At 42.9% G+C, this 17,103-nt stretch carries 21 protein-coding genes and 3 pseudogenes; 12 read left to right on the top strand and 12 right to left on the bottom strand.

The annotated features are described in order from the left end of the window. Window positions 1–72: 72 nt before the first annotated feature. The 9 genes and pseudogenes from QWZ17_RS29740 to QWZ17_RS26240 all read left to right on the top strand — a co-directional run. A pseudogene (locus tag QWZ17_RS29740) lies at window positions 73–210 on the top strand (RHS repeat-associated core domain-containing protein); the annotation flags it as partial. 293 nt (window positions 211–503) lie between these two features. Then, window positions 504–989 (top strand): hypothetical protein, encoded by a 486-nt coding sequence (locus QWZ17_RS26205; protein ID WP_290308301.1) that lies wholly within the window; start codon window positions 504–506, stop codon window positions 987–989. A gap of 1 nt (window position 990) precedes the next feature. Further along, window positions 991–1,344: a hypothetical protein gene (locus QWZ17_RS26210; protein ID WP_290308302.1), complete on the top strand. Its 354-nt coding sequence runs from the start codon at window positions 991–993 to the stop codon at window positions 1,342–1,344. Between the two features lie 651 nt (window positions 1,345–1,995). After that, window positions 1,996–2,130, top strand: a pseudogene (locus tag QWZ17_RS26215) (RHS repeat-associated core domain-containing protein); the annotation flags it as partial. Between the two features lie 9 nt (window positions 2,131–2,139). Further along, window positions 2,140–2,928 carry a colicin D domain-containing protein gene (locus QWZ17_RS26220; protein ID WP_290308363.1) on the top strand — a complete coding sequence of 263 codons (789 nt, stop codon included), beginning with the start codon at window positions 2,140–2,142 and terminating at the stop codon, window positions 2,926–2,928. Window positions 2,929–2,932: 4 nt separating this feature from the next. Next, complete coding sequence (locus tag QWZ17_RS26225) at window positions 2,933–3,235, top strand: colicin immunity domain-containing protein (RefSeq protein WP_290308303.1); 303 nt, start codon at window positions 2,933–2,935, stop codon at window positions 3,233–3,235. Window positions 3,236–3,319: 84 nt separating this feature from the next. Next, window positions 3,320–3,538, top strand: a complete 219-nt coding sequence (locus QWZ17_RS26230) for a hypothetical protein (RefSeq protein ID WP_290308304.1) — start codon at window positions 3,320–3,322, stop codon at window positions 3,536–3,538. A gap of 10 nt (window positions 3,539–3,548) precedes the next feature. Beyond that, complete coding sequence (locus tag QWZ17_RS26235) at window positions 3,549–3,947, top strand: hypothetical protein (protein ID WP_290308305.1); 399 nt, start codon at window positions 3,549–3,551, stop codon at window positions 3,945–3,947. A gap of 492 nt (window positions 3,948–4,439) precedes the next feature. Then, a pseudogene (locus tag QWZ17_RS26240) lies at window positions 4,440–5,189 on the top strand (S1/P1 nuclease); the annotation flags it as partial. A gap of 79 nt (window positions 5,190–5,268) precedes the next feature. Here the strand turns inward: QWZ17_RS26240 and QWZ17_RS26245 are convergent. The 6 genes from QWZ17_RS26245 to QWZ17_RS26270 form a co-directional block, all read right to left on the bottom strand. Next, on the bottom strand, window positions 5,269–5,478 hold the full coding sequence (locus QWZ17_RS26245; RefSeq protein ID WP_290308306.1) for a hypothetical protein: 210 nt from the start codon (window positions 5,476–5,478) through the stop codon (window positions 5,269–5,271). 379 nt (window positions 5,479–5,857) lie between these two features. Further along, complete coding sequence (locus QWZ17_RS26250; RefSeq protein ID WP_290308307.1) at window positions 5,858–6,862, bottom strand: DUF4407 domain-containing protein; 1,005 nt, start codon at window positions 6,860–6,862, stop codon at window positions 5,858–5,860. Window positions 6,863–6,864: 2 nt separating this feature from the next. Further along, a complete protein-coding gene (locus tag QWZ17_RS26255) occupies window positions 6,865–7,434 on the bottom strand; it encodes a hypothetical protein (RefSeq protein ID WP_290308308.1) in 570 nt (189 codons plus the stop codon). 4 nt (window positions 7,435–7,438) lie between these two features. Beyond that, complete coding sequence (locus QWZ17_RS26260) at window positions 7,439–7,819, bottom strand: HNH endonuclease (RefSeq protein WP_290308309.1); 381 nt, start codon at window positions 7,817–7,819, stop codon at window positions 7,439–7,441. A 36-nt stretch (window positions 7,820–7,855) separates the two neighbouring features. Then, the gene (locus tag QWZ17_RS26265) at window positions 7,856–8,143 is read right to left on the bottom strand and encodes a DUF3892 domain-containing protein (protein WP_290308310.1); all 288 of its coding nucleotides are present in this window, start codon (window positions 8,141–8,143) and stop codon (window positions 7,856–7,858) included. A 70-nt stretch (window positions 8,144–8,213) separates the two neighbouring features. Then, entirely contained in the window at window positions 8,214–9,101 is an 888-nt protein-coding gene (locus tag QWZ17_RS26270) for a hypothetical protein (protein ID WP_290308311.1), read from the bottom strand. 318 nt (window positions 9,102–9,419) lie between these two features. Here QWZ17_RS26270 and QWZ17_RS26275 point away from each other — a divergent pair, with 318 nt between their 5' ends. The 3 genes from QWZ17_RS26275 to QWZ17_RS26285 all read left to right on the top strand — a co-directional run bounded on the left by QWZ17_RS26275 (window position 9,420) and on the right by QWZ17_RS26285 (window position 11,967). Further along, window positions 9,420–9,581, top strand: a complete 162-nt coding sequence (locus tag QWZ17_RS26275; RefSeq protein ID WP_290308312.1) for a hypothetical protein — start codon at window positions 9,420–9,422, stop codon at window positions 9,579–9,581. Window positions 9,582–9,650: 69 nt separating this feature from the next. Beyond that, window positions 9,651–11,297 carry a tetratricopeptide repeat-containing sensor histidine kinase gene (locus QWZ17_RS26280; protein WP_290308313.1) on the top strand — a complete coding sequence of 549 codons (1,647 nt, stop codon included), beginning with the start codon at window positions 9,651–9,653 and terminating at the stop codon, window positions 11,295–11,297. A gap of 1 nt (window position 11,298) precedes the next feature. Continuing rightward, the gene (locus QWZ17_RS26285) at window positions 11,299–11,967 is read left to right on the top strand and encodes a helix-turn-helix domain-containing protein (RefSeq protein ID WP_290308314.1); all 669 of its coding nucleotides are present in this window, start codon (window positions 11,299–11,301) and stop codon (window positions 11,965–11,967) included. Window positions 11,968–12,921: 954 nt separating this feature from the next. Here QWZ17_RS26285 and QWZ17_RS26290 read toward each other — a convergent pair. The 6 genes from QWZ17_RS26290 to QWZ17_RS26315 form a co-directional block, all read right to left on the bottom strand. After that, window positions 12,922–13,272: a hypothetical protein gene (locus tag QWZ17_RS26290; protein ID WP_290308315.1), complete on the bottom strand. Its 351-nt coding sequence runs from the start codon at window positions 13,270–13,272 to the stop codon at window positions 12,922–12,924. Beyond that, a complete protein-coding gene (locus QWZ17_RS26295; RefSeq protein ID WP_290308316.1) occupies window positions 13,269–13,673 on the bottom strand; it encodes a hypothetical protein in 405 nt (134 codons plus the stop codon). Before QWZ17_RS26295 ends, QWZ17_RS26290 begins: the two co-directional genes overlap by 4 nt. A gap of 116 nt (window positions 13,674–13,789) precedes the next feature. After that, window positions 13,790–14,182, bottom strand: a complete 393-nt coding sequence (locus tag QWZ17_RS26300; protein WP_290308317.1) for a hypothetical protein — start codon at window positions 14,180–14,182, stop codon at window positions 13,790–13,792. A 50-nt stretch (window positions 14,183–14,232) separates the two neighbouring features. After that, window positions 14,233–14,562 (bottom strand): DUF4134 domain-containing protein, encoded by a 330-nt coding sequence (locus QWZ17_RS26305; RefSeq protein ID WP_290308318.1) that lies wholly within the window; start codon window positions 14,560–14,562, stop codon window positions 14,233–14,235. 227 nt (window positions 14,563–14,789) lie between these two features. Further along, window positions 14,790–15,188: a hypothetical protein gene (locus QWZ17_RS26310; RefSeq protein WP_290308319.1), complete on the bottom strand. Its 399-nt coding sequence runs from the start codon at window positions 15,186–15,188 to the stop codon at window positions 14,790–14,792. A 734-nt stretch (window positions 15,189–15,922) separates the two neighbouring features. After that, window positions 15,923–17,038 carry an IS110 family transposase gene (locus QWZ17_RS26315; RefSeq protein ID WP_290308320.1) on the bottom strand — a complete coding sequence of 372 codons (1,116 nt, stop codon included), beginning with the start codon at window positions 17,036–17,038 and terminating at the stop codon, window positions 15,923–15,925. Window positions 17,039–17,103: the final 65 nt, after the last annotated feature.

Below are 17,103 nucleotides of genomic sequence, written 5' to 3' on the forward strand. Positions count from 1 at the left end.
ATTGTTCTTTATAAAAAACTTGCATTGAGCGACAAAATCAGGGCTTGTTTGAAATATCGTGGTAGCCCATAAGATTATGGCGCGCGGTTCTATGACCCGGTGATTGGTAGGTGGACGAGCGTGGACCCGCTGGCGGAGAAGTACCGGAGAATGTCGCCTTACAATTATGGCGTGAATAATCCCATAAGATTCATTGACCCTGATGGGATGGATGTGTATAGCGATGATAAGCTGGCGGATGCAGAAAGATTAAAAAAAGAGATAGCTGTCCGTAACTCTAGGGAAAGTTTAGAGGCGAGCCAAGCTCAATTCCAGGAATGGACTAACAGTGTATTTGACGGAACTTTGCTTGGAGGAAGCGGGAACGGTATGGTGAATAATGGCAAAACTTCGTTTGAAGGAAGCGGGGGCGATGCAGCAGATAATGGCGAAACTTTGTTTGAAGGAAGCGGGAGTGATGGAGCGGATAATGCTAATCAGGGGGGGTATTAATAAAAATTTTAGTGGCTGATGCTTCAGGTTTGTTAGACGTAGGACATAGTGCTATTCAATTAAATGATAATTACGTCTTTGGGTATTATCCTTCAAGTAGCAGTGGTCATGGTTTTGGTTCAGGGGATTTGATGTCGAGTAAAGGTGCGCCAAGCGTTGTTTCTAGAAGTACATTCGACAGGGAATATTTAAAACAAGGATACACGGAATACACCCTAAGTATTACGGCCAAACAATTCTCGTCGTTACAAAATTATCTATCAAATGTCGTGAATAATCCAGGTAATTATAGTTTATTTTTGAATAACTGTACAAGCGTAATAATAACTGGTCTTCAGAATGAGGGTATTTACCTTAGAATACATGGCCTCGGAACAACTGGAGAAATTATAACTCCAGCTTTTACCAAACCGGCCCAGTTTGGCAATGCGTTAAATGAAGCATATTATGCAATGCCGAGTTTAGTAACAAAATTTAATCACTACGGAGGAAATTAAAATGAAAAAGATAGTTAAACTGTTAATTGTTTCTACTCTATTCACTTCATGTGTGAATAGCGACGAGGGCATTAAGACATTGTTGCAAAGTAAAACTTTAGATGATCAGATTGAGGGGGCTTGTAAAGCCGGGGAGTCGGGGAAAATGGATTTTATTCCATACCTATTAATGAATGCTGATGACCCAAGAGTGTCGACTGATTTACGGTATAAAGGTTTTAGTGTTTATCAGGAGAAGATGATTGCAATAAAAACCATTCTAAAGATAGGTCCCCCAAAAACGATTACAAGGGAGCCTGACTCTACGATAATTCAGTTTTACGTCAATGCCGCATCTAAGTATATCAATAATTAATAATTATTGGGGATGAGTTAATTTTTAGAATAAGGCGCTTTGTTATTGCTGGTAATTTTAGTATATTTAAATCACAATCATAGTTGTCCGTAGAGTTCCGCTGTTCCAATGTCCATCACTGCTATGTATAAAGCAATATGACAGGTATGAGATTTTTGGAATCACATAAAGTTATATTTTTTGATTCAGCATAACAAGCTAATCTCTGACTGCTATATGCGTTCCTCCCTAAATCAGGAGCCGCCTGTAATTGTATGTAGTCAAAGAGGTACGAATACTTCGAAATGTAGTTTGTAATTATTGTACTCCTAAAATCGATGAACGAGGCAATAGTTTTTGTAGGATTAGCCCCTATTCAAAAACTTGATTTAAAAAGAAAATGATCTTACTTATCAGTCAAGGATGTTATTGAACTTTTCCTCTGATAAGTCTTTCGATTCTCCTTTTCCTGATTGTTTCACTACGGATTATGCTTTGATTTTATATGATAATAATATGAAAATTGCTGGCAGCATGTTCATGAGTTTGAATTGTAATATGTTTCTGTGAACGATCAAACTCCAATAAGATTAACCGCAAAAGCTAAAAGAAGACTGCTACAACTACTGAAATGAGCCACAGTCTTCCTCCGCTGCCGCAAGGTTTTATGTTGTGGCCTGCGTTTATCGTGCAAGACAATACGATGCCGCTATAGGCAGGTGGACATCGATAGATCCCTTGGCGGAAACTTCGAGGAGGATGTCACCTTATAACTATGGTGACAATAATCCAATTAGATTCGTTGACCCTGACGGGATGTCTACCGAAAGCTATATGGAGGAACATGGGATTACCGATGATGATTTAACAACTGTTTATTCGGCATCCTCATCAAATAAGGATGTAGTCAAACTAGGTGATGGGTCTACATTTGTAGATAAAACCGTGAATAGCCAGGCAGAAATAACCAAAAAGTATGGTGCCGGAGCTAAAGATGTAAGTGGTCAAACGTGGACGATAGGGCGAGATGGGGTTTTTGTAAAGTTTGGGAAAAACAGTTGGGATTATATAAATCCTATTACTGACTCTTGGAAGGGCTGGAATGAGGCATTTCAAAAGGGCATAAAGTCTTGGTCGCCGATGCTAAATACTGCTAAGTATACGGCCATAGGAACCACCGGGGTTATTGGCGGCGGATTAGTCGGCGGCGAGTCGGCGGGAAACTTTTTGATTGATAGAGGTGATAGATTAGCGGATTTCTTTGAGGGAATGACTTCTTCAACACCCGAAAGTAGCAGTGTTTTGAACTTTACGTCCAAGTCACTGCAGGCAAAGTTTAAGCGTGCCGGAGATTTTGGAATTGAGGAAAATTGGAGTAGAGCAGCAGCTGGACGTTTTAGTGCGGCGATTAATCAGCACATAAATGATATAGGAACACAGGTATTTCAGGGAGCATACCGAAACAGTAATAATCTCGTTAATTTTTATTTAAACCCACAAACCGGATTGAATGTAATAGCTACACCATCAGGAAAATTTATAAGCGGTTGGTTATTAGAAGCTCCGCAAATACAGTCAGTAATAACCAGGGGATTTTTATGGTAAAACAATGGAAGCATTAGATAAAGTTAATTTAAAAAAATATTTGAAGTTGATTAATTTGTTTTGTGATATGCAAATTGATGTAAAAGAATTTGAGACACATTTCATAAAATTAAGGAGAGAAGATTCCTATTGGATGTCAGGCTCATTCGAACAGCAGTTAGGACAAATTCTTTATACACTTTTTCTTGATATTAGTGATTATACACCAAATGAATTATACGATGTTAACGATCCAATCAATATTAATGAAAGTGAATTAAGAATAAGAGTAAATGAGGCAAGGTTGAAACTAGAGGCAATTAAATGATAACTCATTACTCGTTGATAAAAAATAATCTTCAGTGGGAACCCACGTTTCGTGGCTGTTGAACAATGAATAGGTCCTCAATTTATGAATGCAATAAATTATACTGCTAACAAAATCCATTTTAATTTGACTGGTCCCAATGGTAATATGATAAATGCCTGGAAGGCTATAACCGAAGGTGCAAAAGGTTTAGGTGTTAGTAGGGCCACAAGTTGGGAATTATTTCAATTATATTCCAACCCAGAAGCATTGCAAAGAACTATGTTTTATTTTGGCGGAAAATTAATACCGCCTCCATTTTAAATGATCTATTATGAACAAGGAAATATTTAAATCAGACAGATATTTTACAGCTTTTGATTTTGTGTTAGGTCACGGCCAACTGTTATTAAGATCAAGTAAAGATGACAGTAATAAAAAGAATATTGACATCATTTTTTTTGGTACAAAATATGTTCAGTTATTTACTTCTCTCTGGGGGATTCGCATTAAGCTTGTAGAAAAAGATAAAGGCCTGATTAAATACAATTCTGTTGGTTTATTTTTAAATTCAGATATAAACTTCTTATTCGAAATAGAAACTAAAGATGAAAAGTACTATATAGCTGCTTCATACTTAAAAGTTTATGAGAATGAATTGGAGTTTAACGAAACGAGTTTGGGGTTAGGCTTAGTTATGGGCCGTGAAAAAGAGATTTCGGGAAGCAAATAAAAGACTCTGCTTTAGTCACCTTTTATACCGCGCGGTTACTATTTATAGTACGGTAGGTGATTTGAAATAGTGCTCTATTTATGCTTCCCGGCGTAGGGATTCTGGGATTAAGTCTGTAATCGATTTTGGGAGCACAATAGTTACAAAAATAAGACAAGGATAGGCGTTCTGGGACATTTGAACAGCGGAACTGTACCGCGAGTTGGTGCGACACGAAATATGCAATTGCAAGCTTGGCAACAGTAGTGTCATTGCAAGAAATGAACGAAGCAATAGTTTTTATAGGCGTATCAGGATGTTTCCCCGGTGCAGAAACAAACAGTTTGGTAACTGACTAAAACGACAACCGCTGGCAGTAGCTCGATAGCCTTTATCAAAAATGCCACAGGTCGGAAGTTATGAAAATTGCCAATTACGATAGGTACGACCAAGTCATTTTAAGGCTAATGAATTTTTCCTTTCTAATAACTTTAGGCATCAACTCCTGATCAAAAGAACGAAGCATTAAAATACCTTATTCATTTTGTAGGTGATGCCCACCAACCAATGCACGTTAGCCGTAAAGAAGATAAAGGCGGTAATACTATCCAGCTTCAATTTGACGGCAAAGGAACAAACCTACACAGTCTTTGGGATAGCAAGCTTATAGATCATGAAGGATTAAGTGAAGCTGAAATTGCAAAACAATATGATTGGGCCAACGAAACGCAGATCAAAAAATGGCAAACCGATAGTCCTATGGAATGGCTTTGGGAGAGTTACCAGATCAGCAGCGAACTATATGCAGATATCAAGCCAGGGCAAACGCTTAATGACGATTATTACAAGAAGTATATTCAAACCATCCATTTGCAAATTGATCAGGCCGGTATAAGATTAGCCGGTGAGTTAAACAAGCTATATGCAAATGAACAGGTTAAAATTACAAAGGTTGAGTTATTACCTCCGCCACCGGTAACTGCTCAGAAGATCATGCTTACAGAGGTGAAAAACATGGTTGGCAGAAATGTTTCAGTTAGTGGCAAAGTATATAGTGTTAAAGATATCGGCAGCATGGTGCTTGTTAACTTAGGTGCAGCTTATCCGAATCAATTACTAACTATTGCTTTAAAAGGTGACGCTAAACAATTGGCTTCCCAATTAGATGGTAAAACCGTTACCGTAGAAGGTACCGTGATAGATTATAAAGGCAAACCAGAGATAGTTGTTACTGAAACAAATAAGCTAACGATAGCTAAATAGAGCGAAAGCACCCACCAGGCTGGTTAAGCCTGGTGGGTGCTTTCAAGTTTGTCCAATTCAGCCATCCAACTAAGGCGACTTAAACAATATTCGCGGCTACCAAAACGGCGGCAATTAAACCGGTTGCCATTTCCATTCTATTGGAACCGTGATTAACCCAGCGTTCACCAACCTGCACAAATGTATAAGGTGTCGTATACATAGTAATTGTTATTGCGGCAGGCTTTTGGTCAACTATATAAAAATAGTATATACGGTTCTGATAGTGTGCTTCGAGTTTGCCTTCCATGGCGCAAAAGTATAAATCAAATCAATAGCTCCTGGGGTAGCAGGGACTATGTGGATAATTAAAGAGCAGGTATCCATTTTAACCTTAGTAGGACGTGAAGCTAACAAAACATTATATTTGGATATGACCAGACAGCAGTTTAGGGCATTAGATATAAACAGCCAGGCCGATGTGGTCTGGAGGCATACCGGAATCGCTGTTCCGTCTACTATGGCTTCCGGGTTGCTCGATGATAAGTAGCCGCTGGGCAGAATACGTTTCCGCTTGCTGCTATATGTCCATACGTCAGTACCATTCATCCCGCTATATTCCCTATTTTTAGGTAAACATTGATACCCCACGTTTTTTAATAGCAGTTCCTTCTTTGTTCAAATTGCTATCAGCGGTTAACTTCCGGCACCTGCATCGCCAGCAGTTTCAGTTTACGTTTCTGTAATTCCATGTGATGCTGTATAGTCGCATCATAATCTGTTTCGCCATGGGTCATTTTGTTGATCATGATGAAAATTTCTATGCCCAGCAAGAGCAGGGCCCACAACGACCAAACAAATAAAGCCGGTCCGGAATCCCGCAGGATATGGTACATCAGTTGCAGTTCAAACAGAAACCCGCTGTTAGCTTTAGCCTCTTGTGTCACTTCGTCTCTTAGCTTTAATATCCGATTTTCCTGGTCTACCTTTATTGCCCGTATTTCTTTGATTTGTGCGTCAATTGGTGCGAGCATCGACATTTTCGGATTGGGTATTGAATTGATGGTTACTGCCGTTTTTCTGACAAGATTCGTTTTAGTTGTCGTCCTTTTATTGGTATCAGTGGTAACCGTAGGTACAGCGATAACATCACTCAGCTTACCAATCATTTTGATCGTCGGATTTTTGGTCAGTTCATCTACAAGCGCTTTGCGTTCCGCTTCTTTTTTATTGATGGTACGATCCGTTTCTGCAGACTGGGCTTTTAGTTCCCTTTCTCTGGCTGGCAATAGGGAAGCTACCTGAGCATTTAACTCGAACAATTCCTTGTGTTTAATGTCTTCTCGGAAAATAATCTGGTCAATGATGATCGAACCAATGACCGCCATGATCAGGGCAATAAAAGCGCGCACACCATATTTCAATTTGCTTTGCGAATCAGAAAGAATAATTTGCCGTTCTACCTGCAAAATGATCAGAACAAATAAAACTCCTCCCAAAATACTGTAATACCATTCTGCCGCCAGGTATTTGCTGACAAAGGAATAGCCTATAAATGCCCATAAGATACAAATAATCATCAGCGCAGCTGTGTAACGCTTAACTGCACGGTGTGCAATTTCACTGCAACCTTGCAGCACTTCGTATTTATACCCTGTAAGAAAACACCCGAACTTGATCCACCGGTACTTCATTGTTAAAATCTCCTTGATAAAATATGGTGGTGGGAAATGGCTGCCAGGCCGTTTTTAAATCCACGGGTATAACTGATCAGGATACCCTTGCAATCGCCTTCCCCGCGTGCCGTATCAGTCTCGATAGCTGTTACCTTGTCGATATGCCCCTGTGCGATCTTTTTTTTCATCTCCAATTCCTCGACCATATCCACCATACCGCTCCGGGACCTGCTCGTAATGTGAAATTCAGTTTCCCGGACAAAATCTTCGTAGAACGTTTTTATTTTATTGATGGTGCGGACCAATTCGCTTTGAAGTGCCTCCAGGTTTTGGTTCAGGTTACTGACATCCGGGTTCAGCAAAGCATCGTCATAACCTTTCACTTCGTGATTTTTATCCATAAACGCGTATAGCATGCCGATATGATGATCAACCTGCGCTGGTTCCTGGGCATGTTCCTTTGGAGCCCCCGTTTCTATAAATACGCGTTCTTCAACCTCTGGCAGGGCAGGGTTTAGGTTCGGATGGTGCCCGTTCACGGGCGGGGTCTGTGCACCGCTATTGCCGGCGCGTTTAAAAAAGCTAAACATAGGTTCAAATTATTATGACGGGTACTTTGAATTTACTGTGGCCTCGTTGATGACAGCTTTTGCACAAGGTGATCAACAAGTGATCCGGATAATCCCAGGGGACCTTAAATCCCTTCATCGCTTTTACATATTGGTACTGGCGGTGATGCACCTGGATTTCGTCCGTCCCGTTGCAAATTACGCAACACCCCTTATCGCGGCTAATGATTTCATTTCGTTTAGCCTTCCAGCGCGGGTCAAATAGTAAATTTCCATAAGAGCCATGCGCGGGCGGATCAATAGGCAATACACCGGCATCGGCCTTGGCCGGTTCGTCATCACGCCGGTAGCGGCCAACAAGCTTTTGGCTCCGGATTCCAGTTGTGTCGTAACGATTGATTTGCATAATGAGTGATAAGGTTTAGGTTCAGTCAACTACTTATTAGCATTCTTTTAATTTTAGCAGGTTATCGGATGTAACATCATCAGCGACCGTCTTCACATATTTTGTGCCTTTATCCGTTGTCTGGGCCACAAGTTTTGCCTTGTTGCCCACTGAATCCTTTACATACGCCTCGCCGCCTTTTTTTACAAAATCATACATTTCCTCTCGGGAGCTGGTTCCGGTTTTTTGATCGTCTTCGCTTATCCAGGTCATGCTTTTAATAGCAACATATGGATTTTCATGATTGCCATTATCCTTTTTAATGCAGGTGATTTTTACTGACATATTATTTTTCTTTAATATGTCTCAAAAATACATTGTGTTACGGGGCCATTTTTACGGAAAACCGTAAAGATCAATTTGTGATATGGAGTACGTATTTTTCTAAAATATGGGTGGTCATCGGGAGTACCCTTAAGTTGGTGTCCAGCGGGTTGGGGCCGCTGCCGGTATAAAATTCCACCCGGCCATTATAGTTACTGTACCAGACTTTGCGCACGGAATGATAGCTAAGCGTGTCCGGCCGGGTGATGCGTTTAAAATGATCAATAAGTTGGTATTTGATCGGATAGTGCGAGGCGGAGGTGGACTTGTCATTGCATTCGATGCATTCGTAATGGTCATCGCTCCAGATCATACAGCCCTCCGTACCGGTACAGTGTTTTACCGTCTTTTTAGAAACCAGGTACCAGGTCATCCCTAAAATGATGACAATTGAAAAAATCCACAAAAATTTATAGCTCATGCCTTTTGCCGCTTCCTCGCCGGTTTCTATAGTTTCTTCTCCAGAATCCAGGCCTACGGGAGGTTCATCGGTCAGTACTTCGGTCGGAGGAGGTTTGACGGGCGGATTAGCAGCACCTGTGGTTGGCAGCCCCGGGTGATAGGGGCGGGGGGTAAAGCCGATGAGCAAAGCCAGTAAATCGACGTTCCTGATATTGGTCTTTATCGACCTGTCGTCAAACAGGTTGATCAATGGGCGAAACGGATCAGCTTTGCCGGTTGCGAAAGCCTTTCGGTACGCTGCGGCATTATCCTTTTTACCGACAAAAGAGCGTAATATCTTTTCGTCACCGGTACTTAGTTCCGAACCTTCCTCGCAAATCTTTACGACCAGTGCTTTGATTTTGGCCGGCGTTGGGGTCAACAGCTCCGAAAGCGATGGCTCGTCTTCCATTTGCCTGTCATACTCCGCCAGGACCAGCTCTTTATACTCAGACTCAGACATTTTTAAATTTTTCAAGGATAAATCTAAAACATTTTTTGGAATTCCATCCGCATTTCCGGAATCGCGCCGGAAATAATGGAAATACCGGAATCGATTGGTAGTAAGTCTGTTATCCCGCCGCATATTTGTTCCGGCAATCGATTCGAACGATTGCTGCGAGCAAAGGCAGCGGCGGTAGCCACCCGGCTTGGGAAGCGGTTAACTGCTTCCGCTGTCAATGCTCTCCCTTCCCAAAAAATGGTAAGAGGCGCCTCTTACGCGGTTTGCAGCGATGCCCCGGGACAGTCCCGGGGCGGGCCTGCAGGATTTATTAACCTTTTAAATATCTTGAAAATGCTAAATGTTTTTTTGGCGTTATGGCTGGCTTTTGCCTGCCCCGCGCAACATCATTCCGGTTCTAACGGCGACGATAATGGTACGATAACCACTAATACTGTAGGCGGGGATAACGGGCATCCGCCACCGCCACCACCGCCGCCGCCGCCCGGCAGCTAAATTTAAAATAAGGCAAGTGCAAGCTTGCCTTATTTTTTTGTAATTTATTGTACTTTAGCAGCAAGAGCCTTGAGAAATTTATCACCAATATGGATGTTGCCCCTGCTGATTTTTACGGCATGCCATAAGACCGCCCCGACCAGGCCTGCCGATCAATGGGCAGACTACCGAAAAGCCTACGGCTTCTTAAATAAGAATAAAGACTCCGCTTTTTACTATTTTAACCGGTCGGCAACGAATGCTGTCAACGGAGAACAGGTTGCCATGGCCTATCAGAATATGGCCCTTATCCAGTCCGAAGCAGGCGATGACTACGGAGCCCAGGAAAGCCTGACCCTGGCCTTAAAATCAATAGATGAACATGATCCTAAAAACCGGGGTCACCTGGCGGAGGATTATAACCAGCTGGGCATGACGTTTGCCAATTTAAAGGAACCTGGGCAGGCACTCGGCTATTACGCGCTCGCACTCCGGTATGCGGATAGTCCCGCGCTAAGGTCCTACTTCCTGAATAACCAGGGCAATGCCTATCAGGATGGCAAGTCCTACACCCGGTCATTGGCAAGTTACGATACCGCGATCCGTATAGCCGGAAAGGCAGGTACCGGATATGCCCGTACACTGACGAACATGGCGATAACCAAGTGGCTGCAAAACCCCCGCTATAACGCTGCTCCGGAACTTTTACAGTCGCTCGCTATCCGGGTACAGGCGAAAGATGTTTGGGGCGAAAACTCCAGCTATGCGCACCTGGCGGATTTTTACATGGACACCAAGCCGGATTCGGCGCTATGGTACACCAGAAGAATGTTTGGTGCTGCCAGTAAATTGAATAGCCCCGACGACAAATTGTATGCATTACGCAAGCTTATTGTGCTTGTCCCCAAACAATCCGGGCGCTATTTTCAACAATACCAGCACTTAGCGGATAGCCTTCAATCTGCGCGCAGCGCGGCAAAAAGCCAGTTCGCAGTAATCCGGTATAATGTTGAAAAAGCAAAGACGGAAAACCTGCAGCTGCAAAAGAAAAATACGGAACGACGCTACCAGCTGATAGCCGGATTGGTACTCTCCGGAGTGGCGGTACTCTGGACAATTTGGTGGTACAGGAAACGAAAGCAACGGTTAGAGCTTCAGGCCGAACAGGAGATACAGGAAAATAAATTAAAATTGTCGCAAAAGGTTCATGATAAGGTCGCCAACGGCATTTACCGGATCATGAGCGAGGTGGAACACCTGCCGGAGATTGATCGTACGATTTTGCTTGACCGGCTGGAAAACATGTATAACATATCCAGGAACGTTGCACACGATGAAGCCGAATCGGTTGTCGATTTCGCGGAAAGGATCGCCGCCATGCTTAATGCTTTTAAAAACCCGTCGTTGCGGCTTGCCGTGGAAGGCAATAAAACGGAGTTATGGCAAGCGGTCGATTTACGCATAAGGGAACAATTGCTGCTGGTTTTGCAGGAACTGATGGTCAATATGAGCAAACATAGTAAGGCGACGCAAGCGCATGTGGCTTTTTCAATGAAAGATGGCAGCCTGATTTTGGAATACCGCGATGATGGCATCGGCCTGGATGGGAAAGAGACCACCGGAAAGGGCATGCAAAATACGGTTTTCCGTATAGAAGCATTGAGGGGTACGGTTAATTTTGAAGGTGCGGAGGCGAAAGGCCTCCGGGTTTTAATTCAATTACCGATTTCTGACTGATATGCAGTTTAACCACATTCTTATTGTTGAAGACCAGGACCTGGCCAACTTGTCGCTGAGGCTAACGCTGGAGGGCCTGGAGCTGCCGCGCCCTGTGCATATTTACCATACCGGCCACGCCCTTTCCATGTTAAAAAAGGCGCTTTCGGAAAATGAACCATTTGATCTGCTGGTTACCGATTTGTATTTTGAAGAGGAAGGCACCGCAAAACAATTGCCGGACGGTATGGAACTCATCCGGGGAGCAAAACTATTACAGCCGGAACTCAAGGTGCTGGTGTTTTCAACTGAAAGTAAAATTGCGATGATCCGCGGCCTGTATGAGGATCTGGGTATCGACGGTTTTGTGCGTAAGGCGAGAGGGGATGCAGGTGAACTGAAAAACGCGCTGGAACAACTCTCCGAAAACCGCCGCTACTATCCCCGCGATTACCGCTCGCTTGCCGCGAAAGAAAACCAGCATGAGTTCACGGATCGTGACAAAGCAATCGTCCGGCTGCTTAACGAAGGGTTTTCGCAAAAAGAAATTGCGGACTGGCTGGAACTGAACGGTATGCCTCCTTTTCGTTTGAGCAGCGTGGAGAAACGGTTGAAACTGATGAGAGAGGCCATGAACTTTAGTAAAAACCAGCAGCTGATCGGTTTCTGTAAGGACCTGGGCATGATTTGACCAGGTACGGTTTTCCCTAAAAACAGCAACCACAGGGTTTTTAATTTCGAATAAAATCTTTAATCCCGATTATATGAAAACGCTATTATTATTTGTGGCCTTGTCGCTTGCGCACAACACTTCTGACACCGTTTACATTTGCAGCGGCGCCAAAGGGAAGAAATATCATTTACGGTCTGATTGCCGGGGTTTGAGTCGCTGCACGCACCAGGTCGTGAAAATGAAACTGGCGGATGCAGCGAAGGAGGGAAGGACACTTTGCGGATTTGAGAAATAGTTTTTTATTCTCCCGTTACGGAAAACCGGAAAATACAGCGCCTGGGAACTAAGATATTTGAGTTCACATTTTAAAATCAATTTTATGTCAGCAGCTTATGTAGAACACAGGCCCATTTCTTCAGACAAGAATGCGGCTACCGACCACCATGTGGTCATCGTTAACGGCGCGTCCGTTGGCGGTAAATTTGACACCCAACGCGAGGCAAAGGACTATGCGTGCAAAGAGGGGTACCGTCCGGTGCATGTTGCACGGGAGCGTCATCTGCAAAACAGGGATATTCCTGATCATTGGCGAAAAGATCCATGCTAGTCTAAAGAACAAGGAACAGCTGTTCATCGCCGGCGTATCCTCATACGCTGGCTTTTTTCTGTTAGGAGGCTCAAAAAGCGGTGCAATTGGATATTCCAAAGCAACTGGTCAAAACGGTCCGGGAAATAGTTCAGCTTTTTCCGCTGCACGTTGACCATGGTAACTTGCTGATTCGGTTTTTTTAAATAAATAATTGTGAACACCCTTCATTGATCTGGTTCAGACAAATGTTGTCAGGTATGCCGGAAACTAAGCACTGATCTGATCCTGAATTTTTATCTCCGGAATGACTAATTTACATTGCTATCCCCTTATTTAAGATTGATTTGTCCTTAATTTTTTTGCATAAAAGTATTCTTTGATAGCTATGGATATTTTATCTGCCGTATCAAAGCTTGAATTTCTGGCGAATTCATCTCTGGCCGCTTGGCAAGTTTAATTGTAATAAGGGGATGCAAAGCCATGGTAGATTTAATAGCGAATTTTTTCATCTCCCTGTTACCGCTGTTAAAGAATGCCAGATAGGCAATCAGGTTGTTAATCGTGGGCTTTTTATCCCGCGCAGACAAAGTACCATTGCGATATTGCCTAATTATGCGATTAATCTCTGAAACCAACACGACATATTGGGAATGCTGAAAAGCGTGAAAATGAATTTTAAAGTAGGTTGTTTGATCGGTATCAAAAAGTTGCAGAATCCTTAGGAATTTGTTCAATAAATATCATCCTGTTTGATAAGTTTCAAACACATTTGTAATAAAAAATCCTGAGTTATATAAGTACTATCAAAACTATTAAGGTTGGGATTGTCCGCATATTGTTTAGCAACCATTGCGGTAACATTCAGTAATTTTGTAATTTCAGTATAATTGTCAATATTCTCCTCTTGCACAAAACTGACAAACAAAATGTTTTTGTAGATCATTTTCGTATCTTCTCCATCATATGTTGGAGACTTTACTATCACTTCTATAAGCTCAAAGATTTTGTCATTGTATATGATCCTGTCAATACGATTGTTATAGATTTCGCGAAGTTCAATAAGTTGGGTTAAATCTGTCGAAAATAAGCCATTGCTATTATTTTGATAAGCCCCAAAGAGTTTTTTAAAAACCATTTCGATGACGTCTCTTTTAAGGCTGTCCTTACGCAATACGCCATTTTGAAAGATAGTGTAAACTTTGTAACACAAATAAAGGAAGAAGCCTAAAGAAATGAGGTAGTATAATATATTTATGGTTTCCTTCTCTTATCCTCCGTTTCTTCACCGAAGGCGAAGACCTCGAAAATGGGCTCGCACGCACCGATCAGATTGATCAGCTCATAGGTCAGGATGCCGCTTTGGAGCATCCGGCGATAGTCCGTTTCAAATTCTTCTTCCAGCAGTTCGCGCATATAGTTGAAGCGCGAGGGCCGTAGGTCACGGGTCAATTCTTCAAGGCACAGGGCTTCGATGACATAAGCCGGGCGGTTTTCTTCCTGAAAGGTGTTAAGCAGATCGCTCACGGATTCCACCTTTTGTTTCAGGTAATGCTCCAGCCGGTGTTCTTCCTGTAGGGCGATCAGCAGGTCGGTGTGATTATGCAGCAGGTAATGGTGGAGCTGTTTGATCAATTGTGTTTTCATGTTTAAGACATTTTTAAAGCCCTCCTTTCCGGGGAGGGTTTGGGTGGTGCTTAGATGCCGAAGAATGATTTAATGATGGTTGCCACAACCACGAGGAAGATGCAGGAGCCAAACCAGGCAGCGGCAACTTTGGAGGTATCCTGGTCGCCGGAGTTCCATTTCTGATAAACTTTGACGGCCCCGATCAGGCCGACGATGGCACCGATGGCGTACATTAGGTTGGTGCCGCTTTCAAAATAGCTTCTGACCTGGGTATTGGCCTGCTGGATGCCGGCGTTGCCGTCCTGGGCGCTGGCAATCATGGCTTCGGTTAATAGCAGCGCCCACAGCACGCTTATTTTCAGGGCTTTGTCTACGATTTTTCTCTTGCACGTTTTCATTTTCACTTATCGTTTGGTTAAATATTCTGGCATGACTTTCCCATGCCCGCTCCGTCCCGGTTTTCCGGGATGGAGGGGTTGAAAATTCGCTGCCGCCGTTTCCCATTTTCGGATTACCCTTGGCGCTTAGCGCCGGGACGTTCGGTCAGCAAAGACTGTTGATGGTATTGGTTTTCTTCCGTTGCCCGGCCCCGGTCAGGGGACACGGGACGGAAGCGGCAGGCCTGCTAACGTTCCCACCACTGATTCACTTCTTCTTCGGTCAGCAGGGCGGTGCCGGTTTTTTCACATTCGTTCACGATCACGTGGTTGATTGCGGGCCGCTCTGAAGCGGCAATAGGTTGATTCTCCTGTAGGATCTTTTGCAGCTGGGGTATCAGTATGGCCGGTGCAAAGGGTTTGTCAGCCGCTTTGATAATGCAGGCTTTGAGCTTTAGGGCCAGGATGTCCGTATCGGTAATTGCCTCCTGGTTTGGATGTTTTTCCCGTTCATGTACGGGTGCAGCTTTTATGGCTTCTTCGTCGGGCTGGTATTGCAGGGCTTGTAATTCTTCGCCCGGTTTGTCACCGCTGATTCGGCGCTGCAGGTTTTGCAGTTCGGGGCGGTAGCAGCGCAGAATCACCAAGAGGTAATAAATGATGGCCGCTAAAAGGGCAGCTGTTAGGTATTGGTGTCAGCTGATTGGGTGCAGAAGATGGTTCATTGTCTAATTGCTTTATGTTTTCCTTAATGGGCAGGTTTGCTGCCGTTTGTTGATACAAAGCAACCGGATTTGTATACGCGGGAAAACTTCAACTTTGAGTTGAACCCTTATTGCAGTTTTTGAAGCTAACTGATAATAAGTGAATTATAGGGCATTATTGATTAAATGGAGTAATTTTTATTTGAAAATTGCTGCTGGATCCAAAAGAAATAGCGGTTTTGCTGAAATTAAGATTCAGTGAATAAAAACCCCTGAATTTAAGGATAAGTAAGCGAAGGAGATTTATTCTGGTGACAAGTCTTAACTTTCGCGTGGATTTAATGCGCTCCTTCGCTTATATGTTTTTCAAAAATGCCGCGGCCATTCAGTTCAGGAAATATGCGGTTGCGTTTTAAAACTATCGGAAATCGAACGAGTCCATATCAAGTTTTTGCAAGGAAAGATTTCCGAACTGGTCTTGATCAGAAAGCGGTGGAGGCAATTTCAGTGGATAATTCTTAACGTACATACGGTTTTATGGCGGTACTTCAGTTACTATAGTTAAAAAAACACAGCGGGCAATTCTATTCATGGCTTAAGCCTGTGCTTTGAAAAAAGGGTAATTCACCCACTGTATTTGGTCTTATTTAGGGTATAATGGGCCGGACAGTTGATTCCTATGAAAGAAAAGCATTCACTTCGCCTGTTGCTTGATTGGTTTGCGCCCCTTCCAGTTGTATGGTATCACCTATAGCAGCCATGCCCTCTCGCTGGTAAGGTTTTATAAAAAGGCGATCCTGTTTTAAACACGCAAAGACCCTTAATACTAACTTATATCGCACTGCATTGAATACAGACAGTTTGTGCTTTCCTTCTGATACTTTTCGTTTAAAATAATCTTTCAGCTCCTCGTCGCGGGTAGCGGCACCTATTGCGCAGAGATGTAATAACGCTTTCATTTTTTTGTTAGCCATAGGAGAAACCCGGCGTCTCCTGACCACCGTCCCCGATTCATAAGGAAAAGGGGCTATTCCTGCATAACAAGCAAATTTTTTAGGATTAGTTATATCACGGTATTCGTTTGTGCAAATAATGATATTGACGGCCGTAATAAATCCTATAAAAGGCACAGAAGTAATGATTTCCAGTAGCCTTGTCAATCGTTCGTCTTTGGCGATTAATAGTTTTATTTTCTCTTCCAGATGGGACAGATCTTTCGTTATAGCCTCTAGGCTGGCTTTGTAAATTTCCACCATTTTTTTGTGCGCAGGCGCGTTGATATAATCTTGTTTCTCCTTTTCTGGGTTTTTAAGGATGACAGCTACGCCTAATAAACGGTTCCTATACGCCATCAAATCAGAAAGTTCAATCAGGACCGGCCTTCTGGGAACCCATAATTTTAATTCGGATCTGTTTTTCCAAGCAAAATCAGCAATTCGGATTGCGTCGGACTTATCATCTTTTCCGCGGGATGTCCCCATTGACTTTTTAATTTTTAAAGGGTGCTCCTGAATGATATTCGCCTTAAGTTTTATAAGTATGTTCAGGAAGTGATTACCATAAAATCCCGTATTTTCCATGCAGAAAACTGCTTTTGATAGTTTAAAAGAAGGGATTTCTTTGAGCCGGCCGATAAAGTCGAGGATCGTCTGCTTTTCGTTTTTAATCTCTTTGTGAAAAAGGAATGTTTTTTCTTCAAATACAGCAAAATCAAGCTCATGTTTGGAAACATCTAATCCAATAAAATGAGTGTACTTTTTGACTTTTTTGGTGATTGGGCTGCTATCTGGCATAAATAGACGTTTTGATGTTTGTTAATTCGGTACAATAATAGGCTATTTATGCCCTATTTTACAAG

Origin of the sequence: Mucilaginibacter flavus (assembly GCF_030409315.1) — a bacterium.
Lineage (GTDB): Bacteria > Bacteroidota > Bacteroidia > Sphingobacteriales > Sphingobacteriaceae > Mucilaginibacter > Mucilaginibacter flavus.

Bases quoted from the DNA above. Each gene is read 5' to 3' on its own strand.
- QWZ17_RS26210 (WP_290308302.1), top strand. From the start codon at position 991: ATGAAAAAGATAGTTAAACTGTTAATTGTTTCTACTCTATTCACTTCA.
- QWZ17_RS26220 (WP_290308363.1), top strand. From the start codon at position 2,140: ATGTCTACCGAAAGCTATATGGAGGAACATGGGATTACCGATGATGAT.
- QWZ17_RS26225 (WP_290308303.1), top strand. From the start codon at position 2,933: ATGGAAGCATTAGATAAAGTTAATTTAAAAAAATATTTGAAGTTGATT.
- QWZ17_RS26230 (WP_290308304.1), top strand. From the start codon at position 3,320: ATGAATGCAATAAATTATACTGCTAACAAAATCCATTTTAATTTGACT.
- QWZ17_RS26235 (WP_290308305.1), top strand. From the start codon at position 3,549: ATGAACAAGGAAATATTTAAATCAGACAGATATTTTACAGCTTTTGAT.
- QWZ17_RS26245 (WP_290308306.1), bottom strand. From the start codon at position 5,478: ATGGAAGGCAAACTCGAAGCACACTATCAGAACCGTATATACTATTTT.
- QWZ17_RS26250 (WP_290308307.1), bottom strand. From the start codon at position 6,862: ATGAAGTACCGGTGGATCAAGTTCGGGTGTTTTCTTACAGGGTATAAA.
- QWZ17_RS26255 (WP_290308308.1), bottom strand. From the start codon at position 7,434: ATGTTTAGCTTTTTTAAACGCGCCGGCAATAGCGGTGCACAGACCCCG.
- QWZ17_RS26260 (WP_290308309.1), bottom strand. From the start codon at position 7,819: ATGCAAATCAATCGTTACGACACAACTGGAATCCGGAGCCAAAAGCTT.
- QWZ17_RS26265 (WP_290308310.1), bottom strand. From the start codon at position 8,143: ATGTCAGTAAAAATCACCTGCATTAAAAAGGATAATGGCAATCATGAA.
- QWZ17_RS26275 (WP_290308312.1), top strand. From the start codon at position 9,420: ATGCTAAATGTTTTTTTGGCGTTATGGCTGGCTTTTGCCTGCCCCGCG.
- QWZ17_RS26285 (WP_290308314.1), top strand. From the start codon at position 11,299: ATGCAGTTTAACCACATTCTTATTGTTGAAGACCAGGACCTGGCCAAC.
- QWZ17_RS26295 (WP_290308316.1), bottom strand. From the start codon at position 13,673: ATGGTTTTTAAAAAACTCTTTGGGGCTTATCAAAATAATAGCAATGGC.
- QWZ17_RS26300 (WP_290308317.1), bottom strand. From the start codon at position 14,182: ATGAAAACACAATTGATCAAACAGCTCCACCATTACCTGCTGCATAAT.
- QWZ17_RS26305 (WP_290308318.1), bottom strand. From the start codon at position 14,562: ATGAAAACGTGCAAGAGAAAAATCGTAGACAAAGCCCTGAAAATAAGC.
- QWZ17_RS26315 (WP_290308320.1), bottom strand. From the start codon at position 17,038: ATGCCAGATAGCAGCCCAATCACCAAAAAAGTCAAAAAGTACACTCAT.